This window comes from Oricola thermophila, assembly GCF_013358405.1.
GTDB lineage: Bacteria > Pseudomonadota > Alphaproteobacteria > Rhizobiales > Rhizobiaceae > Oricola > Oricola thermophila.
In genome coordinates this window covers 1,599,371-1,618,408 of the sequence record NZ_CP054836.1, presented here as the reverse complement: position 1 = coordinate 1,618,408, position 19,038 = coordinate 1,599,371, and the positions used below count along the sequence as shown (strand labels likewise).

Here is a 19,038-nt window from a genome sequence, read left to right as displayed (position 1 = left end):
TCTTCCGGAATCGCCTGAAATGGATATGACAGGTTCGCTTCGACATGATGCTTCGATGGCTGCCGATTGGGGCAAATGAAAGGCAGGAAACACGCCCCGCGGAGCGGAGTATTGTTCCCACCGTGAGCCTGTGTCAGCCCGGTCTTAGCCCGGTCTCGACCAGCATGCCGCGCCGCTTGGCGACGTAGTAGTAGCCGGCGGAGTAGAGCTGGACAGCGCGGTCGTGGCTGCCATCCGCCAGCAGCCATGCGCCGCGCAGGTATTTCACGCCGTATTTGAGGTTGGTTTCCGCGTCGTAGAGGCCGGCGGCGTCACCCCGGTAGCCCATGGTGCGCGCGGTCTCCGGCTTCAGCTGCATCAGGCCGTAGTGGCCACCGTTTCTGGCCTTCGGATTGTATGTGCTCTCGCGCTTGACGACGCGGTGTACCAGCGCTTCCGGCACGCCATATTCGGCCGCGTAGCGGGCGATCAGCGTGTCCACCGGACGGCCGGTCGCGGCAGCGGACTGTTCCGGCCTGTCGGCGGGCAGGGGCATTGCGCCCGGCGAACCCGCGCCGTCACCGGTCGTGCAGCCCGCCAGTCCTGCCAGTGCAAGACCGGTCATCCCGGTCCTGATTGCCCGTATGGTGGTCACGAATGCTCCTCGAACGCTTCTCGCCCGGCGGGCGGCTTTCCCGGCTTTTCCGGGGCAAATGCGGCGGAAGTGCGGAGGCGCCCGGCAGGTGCGCGACCCTCAACGCCTCGCCGGCGCCCGGTTCAGGCGGTTTCCGCGTAGGGCAGGCCGTGGATCGGGTCCCTTTCCGGAGGCGGCACCCTGCGCATTTCCGCCAGCACGTCATCGTCATACCCGTCGCTGTCCCGCAGGGTCGTGTAGTCTTCCTGTCCGGCCGGGTAGGCGCCGCAAACGGCAAATCCGTCCCGTTTTTCGATCAGCCGGTGCCCGTATCCGGGTGGCAGCACGATGACGTCGCCGGCCTGCACATCGATTTCCTCGCCTTGTGGGCCGCCGAGCATCAGCCTGGCGCTGCCGCTGGCAACCGCCAGCGCCTCGAAGGCGTCCGGGTGGAAATGGTGAAAGGGGAAGACCTCCCAAGTCCAGCCGCCGCCCCAGCCGTTCCGCGCGTAGAGCGCGTGGATGTCGGCGGGGGCGTTCGCCCCGCCCAGAACGCCGGGATAGACAAGCGCCGGGTAGCGATCGTTGTTCGGGATCGCGTCGCCCCGCGGGGCCGAGAGCCTGCGGATGCCGACGCGATCGCGCGGCACGGGTTGCAGCCTGCCGGTCACGATGTCTCGTCCTCCAGGTATCCCCCCGGCGTCGGCGTGGTGACGATCACGGCCTCGCCGGCCTTCACGCTTGTCTGGTCGCAATGCTTCAGCGTCTCCAGCGTGCCGTCGAGGCGGCGGATTTCCGTCCTGCCGCATTCCCCGTCTCCGCCGCCGGCCAGCCCTTTCGGAGGGTTGACCCGGTGCGATGACAGGATCGCGCATTCCATGTCTTCCATGAAGCGCAGCACGCGCCGCGTGCCGTCTCCGCCGCGGAACTTGCCGCCGCCACCCGACCCGTCGCGTATCGAGAATTCCTCGACCACGATGGGGTAGCGCATCTCCAGGATTTCCGGGTCGGTCATGCGCGTGTTGGTCATGTGCGTGTGCACGCCCGATGCGCCGGCGAATCCGCGGCCCGAGTTCATCCGCCCCGCCGGTGAACCCGAGCAGATGGTCTCGTAGTTCTGGTATCGCGCATTGCCGTAGGTCAGGTTGTTCATCGTGCCCTGGGCGTTGGCCAGCGCGCCGAGCGCGTAGAGCAGGCAGTTGGTGACGTGCTGGCTCGTCTCGGTGTTGCCGGCGACGACGGCGGCCGGATAGCTGGGCTTCAGCATGCAGCCATCCGGGATCACGATGTTGATCGGGCGCAGGCAGCCCGCATTCATCGGGATGTTGCCTTCCACCATCAGCCGGAACACGTAGAGAACGGCGGCGCGCGCCACCGGCTCCGGCGCGTTGAAGTTGTTCTTCTCCATCGGCGACGTGCCGGTGAAGTCGACCGTCGCCTCGCGCTTCGCCTTGTCGACCGTGATCTTGACCCTGATGACCTGGCCGTTGTCGGTCGGGTATTCCGCCTCGCAGTCGCTCAGCGCGTCGATCACCCGACGCACGCTTTCCTCGGCATTGTCCTGCACGTGGTTCATGTAGGCCCGCACCACCGGCAGGGTGAAATGGGCCACCATCTTGCGCAGTTCCGCCACGCCCTTCTCGTTGGCGGCGATCTGGGCGCGCATGTCGGCGAGGTTCTGTTGCGGGTTGCGCGCCGGCCACGGGTGGTTCGTCAGCAGGTCGATGAATTCCTTCTCCCGCAGCCGCCCGTTCTCGACCAGCTTGAAATTGTCGATCAGCACGCCTTCCTCGTCGACATGGGTGGCGCGCGGCGTTGCCGATCCCGGCGCCATGCCGCCCACGTCGGCATGGTGGCCGCGCGAGGCGACGAAGAACAGGATCTCCTTGCCCGCCTCGTCGAAGACCGGCGTCACTACCGTGATGTCGGGCAGGTGGGTGCCGCCATTGTAGGGAGCGTTCAGCGCGTAGACGTCGCCCGGCTTCATCTCCGGGTTCTGGCGGATGATCGATTCCACCGACCGGTCCATGGAACCGAGGTGCACCGGCATGTGCGGCGCGTTGGCGACCAGCGCGCCGGTGTGGTCGAACACGGCGCAGGAGAAATCGAGCCGCTCCTTGATGTTCACCGAGGACGCGGTGTTCTGCAGCGTCACGCCCATCTGCTCGGCGATCGACATGAACAGGTTGTTGAAAACCTCCAGCATGACCGGGTCTGCATGGGTACCGATCGGCGCGGTGCGCTCCTTCTCGACGAAGCGCGTCATCAGGATCTGGTTGTGGCCGGTCACCACCGCCTGCCAGCCGGGTTCCACGACGATGGTCTGGTTGTCCTCCACGATGATCGCCGGGCCCTTCACCCGGTCGCCGGGGCCGAGCGGGGCGTCGGCATCCGCCTTGCGCAGGAACAGGCCCGCCTCCCGCCATTCGCCGCCAGTGAAGACCTTCCGGACGGCGTCGGGTTCGCGGTCGACCGGCTCCTGCCGGTCGTCGCTGCCGGCCTCGAAATGTTCCGGTGTCTTCTCTGAGGCTTCCACGCCGACCGCCTCGACGACCAGGCCGCGAGACGGGTCCGTGAAACCGAACTGGGCCAGGTGCGCCGCCTCGAAATCCCTGGCCGCCCGTCCAATGTCGTTGCCGTCCAGGGGAACCTCGATGGTCGTGTCTGTGCCGTCGTAACGGATGTGCAGCACCGGCCGGGTCTCCACCCTGTCCCTCGTGATGCCCTGCCGCTCCAGTTCCCCGGCAGCCTCGGCCGCCAGTTCCGCGATCAGCCCGTCGATGGCTTCCCGGCTTTCCTCCGCCAGCGGTGCCACCAGCGCGTGCTGGCGCGAGGCATGGGTTTTCGACAGCCCGATGCCGTAGGCGGACAGCAGGCCGGAATAGGGATGGATCAGCACCGCCTTCATGCCGAGCGCGTCGGCCACGAGGCAGGCATGCTGCCCGCCCGCGCCGCCGAAGCAGTTGAGTGCGTAGCCGGTCACGTCATAGCCGCGCTGCACCGAGATCTTCTTGATCGCGTTGGCCATGTTTTCCACCGCGATGGTGATGAAGCCTTCCGCGACTTCCTCTGGCGTGCGCCCGTCGCCGACCTTTTCCGCCAGTTCGGAGAATTTCGCGCGCACCGTGTCGGCGTCCAGGGGCTGGTCCTGGTTCTGGCCGAAGATCGCCGGGAAATGGGCCGGGTCGAGCTTGCCCGTCATCACGTTGGCGTCGGTCACCGTCAGCGGCCCGCCGCGCCGGTAGGCCGCCGGCCCGGGATTGGCGCCCGCCGAGTCCGGCCCGACCTGGAAGCGTCCCGCCTCGTAATGCAGGATAGAGCCGCCACCGGCGGCCACCGTGTGAATGCGCATCATCGGCGCGCGGATGCGCACGCCGGCCACTTCCGTGTCGAAGGCGCGCTCGTAGGCGCCCGCATAGTGCGCCACGTCGGTCGATGTGCCGCCCATGTCGAAGCCGATCACGTCGGAAAAGCCTTCCGCCTTGGCGGTTTCGACCATGCCGACCACGCCGCCGGCGGGACCCGACAGGATCGCGTCCTTGCCCTGGAACAGTTCGGCCGCCGTCAGCCCGCCCGACGACATCATGAACTGCAGCCGGGTGCCTTCGGTCGCCTCGGTGACGCCGAGTTCCTCGGCCACCTGCTCGACGTAGCGTCGCAGGATCGGCGACAGGTAGGCGTCCACCACCGTCGTGTCCCCGCGCCCGACCAGCTTGGCCAGCGGCGAGACCTTGTGGCTGACCGATATCTGCGTGAAGCCTATGGTTCCCGCCAGTTCTTCCGCGGCCCGTTCGTGCGCCGGATGCGCCCATGCATGCATGAAGGCGATGGCGACCGCCCTGATGCCGCCGTCGAAAGCCGCGCGCATCTCCGGCTCGATGGCCGACAGGTCAATCGGCAGTTCGACCGTTCCGTCTGCGAGCACGCGCTCGGGCACCTCGATAACCCGCTCGTAGAGCAGTTCCGGCAGGATGATTTCCTTGGCGAAGATGTCCGGCCGCGCCTGGTAGGCGATCCTCAGCGCGTCGCGAAATCCCCTCGTGATCAGCAGCAGCGTACGGTCGCCCTTGCGCTCCAGCAGCGCGTTGGTCGCGACCGTCGTGCCCATGCGCACCGTGCCGATGCGCTCCGTCGGTACGGGCTCGCCATTGGGTACGCCGAGCAGGTCGCGGATGCCCTGCACGGCCGCGTCCCGGTAGGCTTCGGGGTTCTCCGACAGCAGCTTGTGGGGATGGATGTTGCCTGACGGATCGACGCCCAGTACGTCGGTGAAGGTGCCTCCGCGGTCGATCCAGAAATCCCATTTGCCTGTCATGTATTGCTCCCCGTTTGGTCGCGGTTTTGTGGAGGAGATTTTCGGCGCGGGCAACCCTTGCGCAACGGGGTGCTACGCGGCGCGCGCCTTGCGCCCCAACCACACCGTTGCGGCGACAGCTGCAGCGAACAGCACGGTACGCGCCGTGATCGTCTCGTCCAGCAGTGCCGCCGACAGTGCGACCGTGACGAACACCTGCAGCAATTGCACCTGGCCGATCCGCGCGATCCCGCCCAGCGCCAGTCCGGCGTTCCAGAAAAAGAAGCCGAGAAACATCGAGAACAGGGCATGGTAGCCGAGCGCCAGCGCGGCGACCGGCTGCGGGTCGAGGTAGCGATCCTCCCACAGCCAGGCGGTCAGCGCGAAATTCAGCGGCGCGGTGAGCACCAGCGCCCAGCAGATCACCTCCCAGCCCGGCATGCGGTCGGAAAGCCGTCCCATGACAACGTAGCCGAACGCCGCCGACAATGCGGCGGCGACAAGCCAGAAATCGCCACTTTCGAACCCGGGTTCACCGTCGTTGTTCTGGCCGAGCACGAACCATGTCACCAGCACCGCGCCGGCGATCGACCAAAGCCAGAATGCCGTGCCGGGCCGCTCGCCTGTCAACAGCACCGCAAAGGCCGCTGTCGCCAGGGGCAGTATGCCGAGCACCACGCCGCCGTGGCTGGCATCGACGGTCTGCATGGCGAGTGACGATAACGCCGGAAATCCGAACGTCACCATCAGCCCCGCCACGAACACGGAGCCGAGGTCGCGGCGATCCAGCCGCCGCCGCCGCACGACGAGCACCAGCACGGCTATCAGGGCTGCCGCTGCTGCGCGCGAGCTGGCGATGAACAGCGGGCCGAATGAGGGCAGGGCGAGGACGGTTGCGGGAAGCGTGCCGCCGAAGATGACGACCCCGAATAGTCCGAGCGCGTAGCCGAGCGGGATGTTGCGTGTGTTGGACGGCATGGAGGGCGGAAACTCGACGTGACGTGCGAAGATGCACATCTGCCGGATCGGATGCAACCGCCCTTACAAATCGCGATTCGTTCCGCTATGGAATTTTCATGTCGATCTGGGTCCGAATCTCCGATTTTGTATCTGCCAAGGCGGCCACTGCGCTGACCGGCGTGGTGGAGGCTGTGCGCACGGCCTTTGCGGGCGATCCGGAGACCCGCCGGCGCGTGGCCTTCTCCATCGCCATGATTGCGTTGTCGGCCAAGATGGCGAAGGCGGACGGCATCGTGACCGATGACGAGGTCGAGGCGTTTCGCGAGATCTTCGAGATCCCCGCCGAGGATGCCCGTCGCGTCGCCAGCCTCTACAACCTCGCCAAGCAGGACGTTGCCGGCTACCGCGCCTATGCGCGCCAGGTCGCCGATCTCTGCGGTACCTGCGAGCAGGATTGCCCCCTGCTGATCGACGTCCTGGACGGCCTGTTCCACATCGCGAAGGCAGACGGTGTGATCCACCGCAAGGAGCTGGACTTCCTCGCCGATGTAGCCGGTATCTTCGGCATATCCGGTGCTGCCTTCGACCGCATCGTCGCCCGCCATGTCGACCGGGGCGCGCGCGATCCCTGGCGCATTCTCGATCTGGAACCGAACGTTTCCTACGCCGAGGCGCGAAAGCGCTACATGCAGCTCGTTCGCGAGAACCATCCGGACCAGCTGATCGCGCGCGGCCTGCCGGAGGAGTTCATCAAGATCGCCAATGACCGTATCGCCGCGATCAACGATGCGTGGGAGACGGTTGAGCCGGAGTTGAAGCGCGCATGACGACGGCGGCATTCGCGCCGGATCATCCCGGTGCAGAGATCAGGCAATCCGGCAATTTCGGCGAGAGGCGCGACGGCAAGTCCGTCGACATCCTGCTGCTGCACTACACCGGCATGGAAACCGGCGGGGCCGCGGAGGACTGGCTGTGCGATCCGCGCAGCGAGGTCTCCTGCCACTATCTCGTCCACGAGGACGGCAGGATCGTCCAGATGGTGCCGGAGGAAAAACGCGCCTGGCATGCCGGGAGAAGCTTCTGGAAGGGCGAGACCGACATCAATTCCCGTTCCGTCGGCGTCGAGATCGTCAATGGCGGACACGATTACGGCCTGCCGGCCTTTCCGGACAGCCAGGTGGAGGCGGTGATCGCGCTCGCCCGCGGCATCGTCGCCCGCCACGCCATCGCGCCGGAGCGAGTGCTGGCCCATTCCGATGTCGCACCCGGACGCAAGCGCGATCCCGGCGAGCTGTTTCCGTGGGGAACGCTGGCCGCCGAGGGAATAGGCCACTGGGCGGAGCCCGTGCCGCTGGGCAGCGGCCGCTTCTTCGCGCAGGGCGACAGCGGCCAGCCGGTAGAGGCCCTGCAATCCATGCTCGCGCTCTACGGCTATCGCGCCCCGATCACCGGCGTGTTCGACGAGACCACTGCCGCCGCCGTGACTGCCTTTCAGCGCCATTTCCGCCCGGAGCGGGTCGACGGCGTTGCCGACATCTCCACCATAGAAACGCTGCACCGCCTTCTGTCCGCCCTGCCGGGGCTGGCCTGAGCTTCTTGCTGCGCTGCGGTAACGCATTATTTCCACACGGAAATATTGCAGTCGAACACAATGATTGACCGGCATTGCCGGAACCGCGCCACTTTTCCCCCCGATCAGCGCGTTTCGTCGTAAACAACCGAACGGAACGAAATGTCCAGACATGCTGCCATCGGCACGCTTGTGCTTGTTTCGCTGGCCATCGCCGGCTGTCAGACCACGGGCAATGAAGATGTCGAGCCGCTTGCCTATGCCGGCAAGGCGGGGATCGGAAAGAGCGCGAAGCCCTACGGCGACATCATCGCCAAATATGCGAGCGAGTACGGCGTGCCGGAAGACCTCGCTCACGCCGTCGTGTTTACCGAGAGCGCCTATCGCGCCGACGCGCGCGGCCGGGCCGGCGAAATCGGCCTGATGCAGCTCAAGCTCGCGACCGCGCGCGGTGTCGGATACAAGGGATCGGCCAAGGGCCTTTACGATCCCGAGACCAACATAGCCTATGGCATGAAATATCTCGCCAGGGCCTACGAGCTTTCGGGTGGCACCACCTGCGGCACCATCCTGAAATACAATGCCGGCCACGCGGCGAAGCGCATGAATCCGGTCTCGAAGGCCTATTGCGAAAAGGTCGCGAAGCTCATCGACTAGTTTGCTCGATCGCCCGGTTGAGGAAGCTGTCCATCTGGGCGAGGCTTTCCTCGGCCTGCGGCGTGTCGAAACCCTGGAACACGTGGCAGCCGCCGGGATGGATGCCCAGCTCGATACCGTTGCCGGCGGCACGCCAGCGCTGCGCCATGAACATCGTGTCGTCGATCAGCAGGTCTCTCGTGCCGCAGGAAAACAGGGCCGACGGCAGGCCGGAGAGGTTGGCGTAGAGCGGCGAGATGTCCGGATCGCGTGTGTCCTCGCCGTGCTGCAGGTAGTTCTCGACGAATTTGAGCATGTCGCGCGTGGACAGGATCAGCTTGTCCGGTCCCCAGTTGCGAACCGATGGCGTTCCGCCGAGGTCGTAGCAGCCGGCGACCAGGTTGGCGGCTTGGAACGGCGTCATCCCGTGCCGGTCGCGCAGCCGCAGCAGCGTGACCGTTGCCAGGTGCGCGCCGGCGGATTCGCCGCCTATGGCAAGAAAGTCGCGCGGCATGTCGTGGCCCATCGATGAAGTCAGCCACAGCGCGGCGGCCTCGCAATCGTCGGGCGCGGCCGGGTAGGGGTGTTCCGGCGCCAGCCGGTAATCCACCGACACGGTCACGAGTCCCGTGTTCTCGGCCAGCCGTCGCAATCGCTTGTCGTTCTCCGCCGGCGTGCCCATCACCCAGCCGCCACCGTGGAAGTGCAGGTAGGCGCCACGTGCCGGGCGGCTGCGCGGATACAGCACCCTCAGCGCAATCTCGCTGTCCGGGCCTGCCACCGTGTGGATTTCGGCATACGGGTCGGGCGGGGATGGCGGGAAGGAGCCGCGCCCGGCCGCTCTCGCCTTGCGCACGTCCGGCAGCGGGTATTTCCAGATGTCGGGCGCCCTTGTCAGTCTTTCGAGTATCTGCGCGTTGAAGGCCCTGACCTCGGGCGCGATGGCGGCTTCCGAAAACACCGCCGCATCGGGCCAGTCCGGGGTGCCTGGAAATGTCATTGTCCGCTCCTGCACGAAAAGGATCTGAAATCGGCGCGTGCGGCGTATCATGACATGCCGCCTTTCGCCATGGGTCTGGACTGTCTCGCGATTCCGTGCCCTTTGGGGATGAAAGATGGCCCGCAATGGCAAAGTCGGGCGCGCCTGCCTTGACAGCAGGGGCACTGGCCTCGTCATAATTGACCGGCCCGCGCGGACGCGCGCGGACGAAAAGGGGGAGAACAATAATGGCGGTACACATACTGGTTGCGGACGACCATCCCTTGTTCAGGGATGCGATCCGGTCCGCCATCAGCATCCCGCTTGGCGAGGAGTTCGAGCCGCCCGTCATCACCGAGGCGGGGGATTTCGGTTCCGCCATGGCCGCGCTCAAGGACCGGCCGGACATGGACCTCGTCCTTCTCGATCTGACGATGCCCGGCTCCAGCGGTCTTTCGGCACTGATGTCGGTCCGCGCCGCGTTTCCGGCTGTGCCGGTCATCGTCATATCGGGCACGGACGATGCATCCACCGTGCGCCGGGCAATCGAGCTCGGGGCGTCCGGTTTCATCTCCAAGTCGGCTCGCACGGATGCCATCCGCAAGGGAGTCGCCGATGTGCTGGCCGGCGAGATTGCCTTGCCCGAGGGCATGGATCTCGGCAGCGAGCACGACGAGGAGATCGGCGAGCTGATCCGTCGCATCCGCACGCTGACGCCGCAGCAGGCGCGCGTGCTCGGCATGCTCGGCCAGGGATTGCTGAACAAGCAGATCGCCTACGAGCTCGGCGTTTCGGAAGCGACCATCAAGGCGCATGTTTCGGCCGTGTTGCAGAAGCTTGATGTCGACAGCCGTACCCAGGCGGTGATCCTGTTGTCGAAGATCGGCGCCGACATGCTGCGCGACGAGCAGGACTGACCGCACCTATTCCGCAGCCGCGATCTTCTCGGACGACACGCTTGTGAGCAGGGCGCGCAGCGCCGCGGGTTTCAGCGGCTTGTTGAGCAGCTGAATGTCCTTGCTGGTCGCGGCCGCGCGCAGTTCCGTCGAGCGGTCCGCAGTGACCAGCACAGCCTCCATGTCCGGGTCGAGCCGCGCCCTGACGGCGGCGATGACGTCGAGACCGTTCTCGCCGTCCTCGAGGTGATAGTCGGCGATGATGACCTTGGGTGTCGTGCCGGCATCGGCGATTCTTTTCAGCAGTTCTGCCTGCGTTGCCGCCGAGATGACCTTGGCGCCCCAGCCTTCCAGCAGCACGGTCATGCCGGACAGGATCGAGCCCTCGTTGTCGATGCAGGCGACCACCATGCCCGCGAGCATCTTCTGCGCCTTCGGCAGGCGGCTGACGCGGGTCGGCTTGTCGACCTCCAGGGCGGACGAGCGCGGAATTCGTACCGAGAATACGGTGCCCTTGTTCGGCCGCGAAGACATCTCGATCGTCAGGCCGAGCACCCGCGAGATCCGGTCGACGATGGACAGGCCGAGTCCGAGGCCGCTGGCGATCCGGGCGCCCTCGGACAGGCGCTCGAATTCGCGGAACACGGTCTTTGCCTTCTTGGCGGAGATGCCGATACCCGTGTCGCACACGCAGATCGCGGCGTCGTCGCCGTTGCGGCGCACGCCGACCAGCACCTTGCCGGTTTCCGTGTACTTGATCGCGTTGGAGACGAGGTTCTGCACCAGGCGTCGCAGCAGGTTGCGGTCGGATTCGACGATGATCGATGACGGTACGACGATGAGTTCCAGCTTCTTCTCGTCGGCCAGCGGCTGGAAGTCGGTCTTGATCTGCGCCAGCAGGTCGCCGAGCGAGAACACGGACGGGCTTGGCGTCATCGCCCCGGCATCGAGGCGGGAGATGTCGAGCACCGCGCCGATGATGTTCTCCACCGCCTGCAGCGATGAGTCGATCTTCTGCGCGATCTCGCGTTCGGCCGAGCGCTTTCCCGCCGTCCGTTCGACGAGCGACGATGTGTAGAGCCGGGCGGCGTTGAGCGGCTGGGTGATGTCGTGGCCGGCCGCGGCCAGGAAGCGCGTCTTGCTGAGGTTGGCCTCCTCGGCCTGGGCCCGTGCCTTGGCAAGTTCCCGGTTGACCTTCGTCAGTTCGGCCGTGCGTGCCGCCACCCGTTGCTCCAGGCTTTCCTTTGCCTTCTGCAGGGCCTCGTCGGCCTCCACGCGGCCGGTAATGTCCGTGTAGGTGATGACGATGCCGCCGTCCGGCATGGGGTTGGAACGGATTTCGAGGATGCGCCCACTGCGTTTCAGCGGCAATTCCCAGCCTCGCTTGAACGTGGCGATGTTGTCGACCGCGCTTATCGCCGTGTCCTCGTCGATCTGCCCGTCCTCGACCAGCCGCTCCATGATCGACTTCAGCGGAAAGCCGAACTGGCCCATCTTGCTGGGCAGGCCGAGAAGGGCGCGGAACTGCGTGTTCCAGTTGGTCAGCCGCAGGTTCTTGTCGAACACCGACAGGCCCTCGTCCATCTGGTTGAGCGCCATCTGCAGCAGGTCGCGGTTCTGCTGCAGCGCCTCGGATGCGTCGTCGAGCAGTTGCACGGTTTCGCGCGAGGATGCGCCGTCCTTCTCAAACAGGAGCGACAGCACCAGTCGCGCGGAGGACGAGCCGACAGCGCTGGCGAGGATCTGCTCGGCGTAGCGCACCACGGCGATGTCCGTGGTCTGCCGCCCGTCGAGCACGCGGCCCTCGCGTTCCTCGAAGGCCGCGAAGGCGCGCTCGGTGCGCGCCCGGCCGACATAGCGGCTCAGCGTCGCCTTGAGGTCATTGATGGTGATGGTCGTGCGGAACCGGCGGATCTTGACGCCCTGTGCCTGGTCGCGCGGCACGAATGTCACCGCCTGCAGCCGCTCCAGCGGCGATTGCTCCCGCGACAGCGAGCCGGCCACCAGCAGGACGATGTTGCACAGAAGGCTCCAGAACACGCCGTGATTGAGCGGTTCCGCCTCCATGCCGAACAATGCCTGCGGCTTGAGCGCATCGATGCCGAAGATCCCGTGCTGGATGAACGGCGTGTCGGGGCTGAGCAGCGTCGGCAGCAGCAGGGTATAGACCCAGACGGCGAACCCGGTTCCCATGCCGAGGATGGCCCCGCGCGCGTTCGCCCCGCGCCAGAACAGCCCGATCACCAGGGCCGGCGCGAACTGCGCCACGGCCGCGAAGGACAACAGCCCGATGGAGGCGAGCTGCGTAGTGTCCGCCGCGGCGCGGTAATAGGCGAAGGCGGCGACCAGCATGATGAAGATGGCGACGCGGCGGATGTTGAGGATCACCCGGGTCCAGTCGCCGAAACTGGTGCGCAGCCGGCTGCCGAACATCCACAGCGACAGCGGGATCACGAGGTCGTTGGAGATCATCACCGCGAGCGCGACCGAGGCGACGATCACCATCGCGGTCGCCGCCGACAGTCCGCCGGTGAAGGTCAGGAAGGCGAGGATATCGTGTCCGGCCGAGAGCGGCAGGGCGAGCACGTAGGAATCGGCGGCGACGTCGGGATCCAGGTACAGCATGCCGGCCACCGTGATCGGGAGCACCAGCAGGTTGATGACGACCAGGTAGAGCGGGAAGGTCCAGCGCGCCCTGCGCAGTTCCACTTCCGCCCGGTTTTCCACCACCGTCACGTGGAACTGGCGCGGCAGCGCGAGGATCGCCGATGCGCTGAGCAGCGTCATCACCAGCCATGTCGCGGGATTGCTGCCGTTCTTCAGCGCGCCGAGGACCTGCTCGTTGCTGCGCATCGCCTCGAGGATCGGGCCGGGACCGCCGAACATGAAGAACACCACCGCGCTGCCGACGACCAGGAACACGGTGATCTTGACCAGCGACTCCAGCGCGACGGCGAGGATCAGCCCGTCCTGGTGCTCCGTGGCATCCGCGTGGCGCGTGCCGAACAGGATGGCGAAGGCGCTGAGCGTGAGCGCCACGACCAGCGAGATGTCGATGCGGAAGGCGTGCTGGTCCGCGACGAACATGCCGTAGTGGTTGGCCATCAGCGTCACCGAGTCCGATATCGCCTTCAGCTGCAGGGCGATGTAGGGCAGGGTGCCGATCACGGCGATGACCGCGGCAAGCGCCGCCACCCATGCGTTCTTGCCGTAGCGCGAGGCCATGAAGTCGGCGATCGAGGTGATCTTTTCCGCCTTGGACAGCAGCACCATGCGCTCGACCAGCCGGTAGCCGAAGGTGAAGACGAGGATCGGGCCGAGATAGATCGTGAAGAACAGCATGCCGCTGTGCGAGGCGACGCCGACCGAACCGAAGAAGGTCCATGAGGTGCAGTAGACGGCGAGGCTGAGCGCGTAGATGTTCGGGCGCGGCACGTTGTACGCGCCGCCATGCGCCTTGCGGTCGCCATAGGCCGCGACGGCGAACAGCAGGGCCAGGTAGCCCAGCGCGACGATGATGATGAGGCCGCCTTGCATGTCTCCTCCCGTGCGACGGCATCATTCAAGCAAACGTCGGACGGCCTGTCCAACATCTTGCTGTTTAAAACGATTTATCGGGAGTTAACATTGCGGAAGCTTTCAAGTAGAACTTCCGTAACGCCATGTGGTTGGCGGGTATTTGCGCAACGGGCACGGCGGAGGAAAGTTCATGCTCAACGAATTCAAGGAATTTATCGCTAAAGGCAATGTCATGGACCTTGCCGTCGGCGTGATTATCGGCGGGGCCTTCGGGGCGATAGTCTCGTCCCTGACCGACGATGTCATCATGCCCATCGTGGGAGCAATTTTCGGCGGTTTCGATTTCGCGAATTACTTCATTCCGCTTGCGTCCGGTGTTACCGCCACGACGCTCGAGGCGGCGAGGGAGCAGGGCGCGGTACTCGCCTACGGCAACTTCATCACGCAGGTCATCAACTTCCTGATTCTTGCCTGGGTCATCTTCCTGATGGTCAAGGCGGTGAACAACATGCGCCGCAAGGAAGAGCCGGCGCCGGAAGCGCCGGCCGCGCCGCCGGCCGATGTTGCCCTGTTGACGGAAATCCGCGATCTGTTGAAGAAGTAGACAGCCTGCAAGGTTGCGATGGAAACCCCGGCCGGGCGCCGGGGTTTTCTTTTTTCTACGGGGATTTGCCATGAACGTGTTCGCTGCGTCGCTCGACGGTTTCGCCCTGCGCCGGGAGGCGGTGGAGGCGCCGCCGAGCGGCATCGTCGCCGTTGTCGATCATGCCCGCACGCGCGAGGGCGTGATTCCGCTGTGGGTGGGCGAGGGCGACCGGCCGACGCCGGAATTCATTGCCCGGCCCGCGGCCGAGGCAATGCTGGGCGGCGAGACCTTCTACACGTGGCAGCAGGGCATTCCCGAACTGCGGGAGGCCCTGGCCCGCTACTACCGGCGCCAGTTCGGCATAGAGTCCGGCTTGGCGGACTATGTCGTCACCGGTTCCGGCATGCAGGCGATCCAGCTCTCGCTTCAGGCCGTTGCCGGCGCGGGCGACGAGTGTGTCTATCTCGCGCCGGCCTGGCCCAACATCGCCGCCGCTGTCGAGATCGCCGGCGGCCGGGCGGTGCCCGTCGGGCTCGATTTCGGGGCAGACGGCTGGACGCTCGACCTTGCGAGGCTGGAAGCGGCGATCACGCCGCGCACGAAGGCGCTGTTCGTCAACACGCCGTCGAACCCGACCGGCTGGGCCGCCTCGCGCGAGACCCTGGCCGCCATCCTCGACATCGCCCGCCGCCACGGCATCTGGATCATCGCCGACGAGATCTACGCGCTGTTCTGGTACGGCGATGGCCACCGCGCGCCGTCCTTCCTCGACGTGGCGCGGGAGGATGACCGCATACTCTACGTCAATTCCTTTTCCAAGAACTGGGCAATGACCGGCTGGCGGGTCGGCTGGATCAAGGCGCCCGCGGCGCTGATGCCGATGTTCGAGAACCTGGTCCAGTACTCGACCTCGGGCGTGCCGCAGTTCCTGCAGCGCGGCGCCGTCGCGGCGCTCGATCAAGGCGACGGCTTCATCGCCTCGCAGCGCGAGCGCGCCGGCACGGCGCTTTCCGTGGTGCTCGACGGCCTCCGGTCGACGGGGCGCGTCCGCGTGGCACGCCCCCAGGGCGCCTTCTACCTCTTCTTCGCGGTCGACGGCATCTCGGACACCATGGCCGAGGCGAAGCGCATCGTCGACGAGACCGGGGTGGGGCTCGCGCCGGGCAGCGCCTTCGGCCCGGCGGGCGAGGGGTACTTCCGGCTATGCTTCAACCGCGATCTCGGACAGGTCGGGACCGCGGTCGGGCGGCTGGCGGAGTATATCGGCCGCCGCGGCTGAACAGGCCCGCTACTTGGCCACGCGGCCGAACAGCTTGAACCGGCTGACTCCGCCGTCGGGGTGGATGTTGAGCCGCACATGCGTCACCGGCCCGATGTCGGCAAGCTCGGCAAACTCGTGCACCCGGTCGGCCTGCAGCTTCTGCCGGCCCATCAGCGGCTCCCAGAACATCGACGCCGTCACCAGCATCGCGTCGGCATCCGGCCCCGCGGCCAGCGCGTCCGGCAGGCAGGCCGCGTCGATCGAGCAGCTTTCCGGGAAATTGCCCTTGAAGAACGCGGTGTCGACGACGGCGCGCTCGATGTGCCCGGGCGCGGCCAGCGCGATGATGATCCAGTCGTTGCCCGGCTCGCGGCGCCGGCGCGTTTCCCATCCGTCGCCCATGTTCTGAGGCACCGTCGGCGTCAGCAGCCGGTGGTAGTTGCCGAAATGGGCGTCGGAGAAGCCGACGATCCGCGCGCCGTTGAGCAGCGATGCGAGATCGGTTTCCTCGCCCTCCACCGGTCCGGCCGGACGTGCGAGGCCGTAGACGCGCAGCCGGGCCACGCCGCCGTCGGGAAAGATGTTGAGCCGCAGATGCGTCCAGGCCTCGTCGCCGTCATGGCCGAGAAAGTGGTGCGAGTCGGGACCGAGCGGTGTCATCGGCACCAGCCTGTGCCATTCGGTCGAGCCGTCCGGATCGCTCCCGGCGGGCATCCGGCAGCCCTCGATCGAGCAGGCCGGCGGATAGTTGCCGGTGAAATGGCTGGTGTCGACGTCGAACCCCCGGATCACGGTCGGCGCGGCAAGCCGAATGACGGCGTGGTCATGGCCGGACCCGCGCTTGCGCCGCGATTCCCAGCCATCCATCCACTTGCCGTTGTCGTCGTACTTGTCGGGAATGAAGACCGGATCGCTGTCGGCGAGCATGCGCGGCGCCTCGGCGAAGAAGTCGTCGGTTACCGAGACGATCGAGGCGCCGAGGCCGGCGGAGGCGAGATTCGGGTAGCGGGTGGCGAATTCGGGCCGTGCATCCATGGTGTTGTCCATCGAGTATTAAGCCTTGGCGGTTACGTTTCCTGCGCCGGGGATGGTCCGGCAGCCTGTTGCGTGCAATTAGCATGGCGGGGCAGGGACGCATAGAAGGAGCGGTTCGAATGGCGGTACTTGTCACCGGCGGAGCAGGTTATATCGGCAGCCACATGGTCTGGACGCTGCTGGAGGCGGGCGAGGAGGTCGTGGTGATCGACCGCCTGTCGACAGGGTTCGACTGGGCCGTGGCGCCCGACGCGAAGCTGGTCGTCGCCGACATCGCCGACCGGGAGCGCGTGGAGGAGATCATCCGCGAGCATGGCATCGATTCCATCATCCACTTCGCCGGTTCCGTCGTGGTGCCGGAATCGGTCGCCGATCCGCTTTCCTACTACGAGAACAACACCGCCAATTCCCGCACGCTGATCGCCGCGGCGGTCGCCACCGGCGTGCGCCATTTCATCTTCTCCTCCACCGCCGCCGTCTATGGTTCGGTCGGCGACGAGCCGGTCACCGAGGAGCAGCCGCAGAACCCGGACTCGCCCTACGGCATGTCCAAGCTGATGACCGAGATCATCCTGCGCGATGTCGCGAAGGCGCATGACTTCGCCTACACCGCGCTGCGCTATTTCAACGTCGCCGGTGCCGACCCGAAGGGGCGCACCGGGCAGTCGACGAAGGGCGCGACCCATCTCATCAAGGTCGCCTGCGAGGCCGCGCTCGGCAAGCGGGACGGTATCGAGGTGTTCGGCACCGATTACCCGACGCCCGACGGCACCTGCATCCGCGACTACATCCACGTCACGGATCTCGCCAACGCCCACCTGCTGGCTCTGAAGCGCCTGCGTTCCGGCGGCGGAAGCATCGTCGCCAATTGCGGCTATGGCCGTGGCTACTCGGTGCTGGAGGTGCTCGATTGCGTGCAGAAAGTCACCGGTCGGCCGCTTCCCGTCAGCTATGGCGCGCGTCGGCCCGGCGATGCCGTCGCTGTCGTCGCGAACCCCGGACGGGCGCGTGCCGAGTTCGGCTGGCAACCGGAGCATGACGATCTGGAGCGGATCGTGTCCTCGGCGCTGGCCTGGGAGGAAAAACTGGGCCGGCTGAACAGCCCGGCCCGGTCGCCCGTCAGATAAGGGGCGCGGTGCTTTGCGGCGCCGCGTCGCGGAAATAGCTCAGCGTGGTCTGCGCGTCGGCCGGCCGGCCGAAATGGAATCCCTGGCCGGTCGTGCAGCCCAGTTCCACGAGCTTTTCGGCCTGTTCGGCCGTCTCGATGCCTTCCGCGATCACGTCGAGCTTCAGCGCCTTGCACATGTACAGGATCGCCGAGATGATGTGTTCGGCTTGCGGATCCTCGCCGAGCGAGGAAACGAAGGACCGGTCGATCTTCAGCTTGTCGAAGGAGAAGTCGCGCAGGCGGCCGAGGCTCGACTGGCCGGTGCCGAAGTCGTCGAGCAGGACTTTTATGCCCACGGCGCGCATTTCGTCGATGATGCGCTGCGCCGTTTCCGGGTCGGACATGATGCCTGTCTCGGTGATCTCGATCTCGACGCGCCGCGGGTTGAAATCCGACTTCGAGAGCATCGCCAGGACGGCAAGGCCGGTCATCGGGTCCATGAGCTGCAGCGACGACAGGTTGAAGGACAGGAACACGTCGCTGGGCCAGGCCTTGGCGGTCTCCAGCGCCTTGACGAACAGCAGCTTCGTCAACGAGTCGATGATGTTCGCCTGCTCGGCGAGCGGTATGAACACTCCCGGCGAGATCGGGCCCAAATCCGGGTCCGTCCATCGTGCAAGGCATTCGAAACCCTGGATGGCTCCCGTGCGGATGTCGACGATCGGCTGGAAGTGTGCCTCGATCTCCTCCGCGGCGATGGCCTTGCGCAGCGCCTGCTCGATCTGCGTGCGGCGGCGCATCTCCTCGGCCATTTGGTGCGTGTATACCTGCACGCTGCCCACGCCGCCCTTGCGCGCCTGGTAGAGCGCGGACTCGCACTTGTCGAAAAGTTCGTCGAACCCGTTTCCGGCAAACGGATACTGGCAGAAGCCGAATGAGGCGGACATCCGCACGGTGCGATCGCCCAGGTCGAACGGGGCGGCGAACACCTCGCTGAGCAGGCGGCCCATCCGGTCGGCGTCCTTCTCGAAAAAGCAGGTCGGCAGCACCATGCCGAATGTATCGCCCGTGATGCGTACCAGCGTCGCGTCCTCCGGCAGGGCTGCGGAGATGCGAAGCGCAACCTGGCACAGGATCTCGTCGCCGGCCTTGCGGCCGAACAGGTCGTTGACCGGGCGGAACCGGTCGATGTCGAACACGCCGACAGTGAAGGGCGCTGGATCGTCCGCGCGGCTTGCGATCAGCTTCTCGGTCTTGACCTTCATCCGGCGCAGGTTGCCAAGTCCTGTCACCGGATCGGTCATGGTCTTGCCGTTGTCTTCCTCGTTCCGGATGATCCGTTCGGACAGGTCGATCCGTTCATCCGGGAGCAGACCAAGGCCGGAGCCAGCATAGGTCATTCACGTTACCCTTTAGACGAATGTACACATCCGCGTAGCATCTTTGCGTTAACGGATGGTTTGCCGGTCCGTGTGCAATTGAAATTCCCGTGGAGGGCGCGAATGTGCCGAAAACCGGGGAATGCGGCGCCCGAATCGCCGACCGCGCTTGCCGCGAATCGGCTTCGGGGGTAACCGGAAG

At 66.0% G+C, this 19,038-nt stretch carries 15 protein-coding genes; 7 read left to right on the top strand and 8 right to left on the bottom strand.

Annotation, left to right across the window (positions count from 1 at the left end; translation table 11 throughout):
• Positions 1-133 precede the first annotated feature (133 nt).
• From HTY61_RS07855 to HTY61_RS07840, 4 genes are all read right to left on the bottom strand, one after another.
• Positions 134-634 (bottom strand): lytic transglycosylase domain-containing protein, encoded by a 501-nt coding sequence (locus tag HTY61_RS07855; protein ID WP_428978284.1) that lies wholly within the window; start codon positions 632-634, stop codon positions 134-136.
• Positions 635-756: 122 nt separating this feature from the next.
• Positions 757-1,284, bottom strand: coding sequence for a cupin domain-containing protein (locus tag HTY61_RS07850; protein ID WP_197945380.1), 528 nt, complete (start codon positions 1,282-1,284; stop codon positions 757-759).
• Entirely contained in the window at positions 1,281-4,928 is a 3,648-nt protein-coding gene (locus HTY61_RS07845) for a hydantoinase B/oxoprolinase family protein (protein WP_175276266.1), read from the bottom strand. The genes HTY61_RS07850 and HTY61_RS07845 overlap by 4 nt, the downstream gene beginning before the upstream one ends.
• A 72-nt stretch (positions 4,929-5,000) precedes the next feature.
• Positions 5,001-5,885 (bottom strand): DMT family transporter, encoded by an 885-nt coding sequence (locus HTY61_RS07840; protein WP_175276265.1) that lies wholly within the window; start codon positions 5,883-5,885, stop codon positions 5,001-5,003.
• Positions 5,886-5,983: 98 nt separating this feature from the next.
• On the opposite strand from HTY61_RS07840, the gene HTY61_RS07835 reads away from it, so the two are divergent.
• The 3 genes from HTY61_RS07835 (at position 5,984) to HTY61_RS07825 (ending at position 8,094) form a co-directional block, all read left to right on the top strand.
• Complete coding sequence (locus HTY61_RS07835) at positions 5,984-6,694, top strand: J domain-containing protein (RefSeq protein ID WP_175276264.1); 711 nt, start codon at positions 5,984-5,986, stop codon at positions 6,692-6,694.
• Positions 6,691-7,458 (top strand): N-acetylmuramoyl-L-alanine amidase, encoded by a 768-nt coding sequence (locus HTY61_RS07830; protein ID WP_175276263.1) that lies wholly within the window; start codon positions 6,691-6,693, stop codon positions 7,456-7,458. Before HTY61_RS07835 ends, HTY61_RS07830 begins: the two co-directional genes overlap by 4 nt.
• A gap of 141 nt (positions 7,459-7,599) precedes the next feature.
• Positions 7,600-8,094 carry a lytic transglycosylase domain-containing protein gene (locus HTY61_RS07825; RefSeq protein WP_175276262.1) on the top strand — a complete coding sequence of 165 codons (495 nt, stop codon included), beginning with the start codon at positions 7,600-7,602 and terminating at the stop codon, positions 8,092-8,094.
• Here the strand turns inward: HTY61_RS07825 and HTY61_RS07820 are convergent.
• Entirely contained in the window at positions 8,084-9,073 is a 990-nt protein-coding gene (locus HTY61_RS07820) for an alpha/beta hydrolase (protein WP_175276261.1), read from the bottom strand. The genes HTY61_RS07825 and HTY61_RS07820 overlap by 11 nt on opposite strands.
• A 227-nt stretch (positions 9,074-9,300) precedes the next feature.
• Here HTY61_RS07820 and HTY61_RS07815 point away from each other — a divergent pair, with 227 nt between their 5' ends.
• Positions 9,301-9,969 (top strand): response regulator, encoded by a 669-nt coding sequence (locus HTY61_RS07815; protein ID WP_428978283.1) that lies wholly within the window; start codon positions 9,301-9,303, stop codon positions 9,967-9,969.
• A gap of 6 nt (positions 9,970-9,975) precedes the next feature.
• Here HTY61_RS07815 and HTY61_RS07810 read toward each other — a convergent pair whose 3' ends face one another.
• The gene (locus HTY61_RS07810) at positions 9,976-13,485 is read right to left on the bottom strand and encodes a NahK/ErcS family hybrid sensor histidine kinase/response regulator (RefSeq protein ID WP_175276260.1); all 3,510 of its coding nucleotides are present in this window, start codon (positions 13,483-13,485) and stop codon (positions 9,976-9,978) included.
• A 172-nt stretch (positions 13,486-13,657) separates the two neighbouring features.
• Between HTY61_RS07810 and mscL the strand changes: the two genes are divergently transcribed.
• Positions 13,658-14,071 carry a large conductance mechanosensitive channel protein MscL gene (gene mscL / locus HTY61_RS07805; RefSeq protein ID WP_175276259.1) on the top strand — a complete coding sequence of 138 codons (414 nt, stop codon included), beginning with the start codon at positions 13,658-13,660 and terminating at the stop codon, positions 14,069-14,071.
• 70 nt (positions 14,072-14,141) lie between these two features.
• Positions 14,142-15,332, top strand: coding sequence for a pyridoxal phosphate-dependent aminotransferase (locus HTY61_RS07800; RefSeq protein WP_175276258.1), 1,191 nt, complete (start codon positions 14,142-14,144; stop codon positions 15,330-15,332).
• Between the two features lie 9 nt (positions 15,333-15,341).
• Here the strand turns inward: HTY61_RS07800 and alc are convergent, their stop codons facing one another.
• On the bottom strand, positions 15,342-16,361 hold the full coding sequence (alc, locus tag HTY61_RS07795) for an allantoicase (protein WP_175276257.1): 1,020 nt from the start codon (positions 16,359-16,361) through the stop codon (positions 15,342-15,344).
• Positions 16,362-16,468: 107 nt separating this feature from the next.
• On the opposite strand from alc, the gene galE reads away from it, so the two are divergent.
• Positions 16,469-17,476: a UDP-glucose 4-epimerase GalE gene (gene galE, locus HTY61_RS07790; protein ID WP_175276256.1), complete on the top strand. Its 1,008-nt coding sequence runs from the start codon at positions 16,469-16,471 to the stop codon at positions 17,474-17,476.
• Here galE and HTY61_RS07785 read toward each other — a convergent pair.
• On the bottom strand, positions 17,469-18,857 hold the full coding sequence (locus HTY61_RS07785) for a putative bifunctional diguanylate cyclase/phosphodiesterase (protein ID WP_246272962.1): 1,389 nt from the start codon (positions 18,855-18,857) through the stop codon (positions 17,469-17,471). The genes galE and HTY61_RS07785 overlap by 8 nt on opposite strands.
• Positions 18,858-19,038 lie beyond the last annotated feature (181 nt).

Bases quoted from the DNA above. Each gene is read 5' to 3' on its own strand.
- alc (WP_175276257.1), bottom strand. From the start codon at position 16,361: ATGGACAACACCATGGATGCACGGCCCGAATTCGCCACCCGCTACCCG.
- galE (WP_175276256.1), top strand. From the start codon at position 16,469: ATGGCGGTACTTGTCACCGGCGGAGCAGGTTATATCGGCAGCCACATG.
- HTY61_RS07830 (WP_175276263.1), top strand. From the start codon at position 6,691: ATGACGACGGCGGCATTCGCGCCGGATCATCCCGGTGCAGAGATCAGG.
- HTY61_RS07840 (WP_175276265.1), bottom strand. From the start codon at position 5,885: ATGCCGTCCAACACACGCAACATCCCGCTCGGCTACGCGCTCGGACTA.
- HTY61_RS07845 (WP_175276266.1), bottom strand. From the start codon at position 4,928: ATGACAGGCAAATGGGATTTCTGGATCGACCGCGGAGGCACCTTCACC.
- HTY61_RS07815 (WP_428978283.1), top strand. From the start codon at position 9,301: ATGGCGGTACACATACTGGTTGCGGACGACCATCCCTTGTTCAGGGAT.
- HTY61_RS07835 (WP_175276264.1), top strand. From the start codon at position 5,984: ATGTCGATCTGGGTCCGAATCTCCGATTTTGTATCTGCCAAGGCGGCC.
- HTY61_RS07825 (WP_175276262.1), top strand. From the start codon at position 7,600: ATGTCCAGACATGCTGCCATCGGCACGCTTGTGCTTGTTTCGCTGGCC.
- HTY61_RS07785 (WP_246272962.1), bottom strand. From the start codon at position 18,857: ATGACCTATGCTGGCTCCGGCCTTGGTCTGCTCCCGGATGAACGGATC.
- HTY61_RS07810 (WP_175276260.1), bottom strand. From the start codon at position 13,485: ATGCAAGGCGGCCTCATCATCATCGTCGCGCTGGGCTACCTGGCCCTG.
- mscL (WP_175276259.1), top strand. From the start codon at position 13,658: ATGCTCAACGAATTCAAGGAATTTATCGCTAAAGGCAATGTCATGGAC.
- HTY61_RS07800 (WP_175276258.1), top strand. From the start codon at position 14,142: ATGAACGTGTTCGCTGCGTCGCTCGACGGTTTCGCCCTGCGCCGGGAG.
- HTY61_RS07820 (WP_175276261.1), bottom strand. From the start codon at position 9,073: ATGACATTTCCAGGCACCCCGGACTGGCCCGATGCGGCGGTGTTTTCG.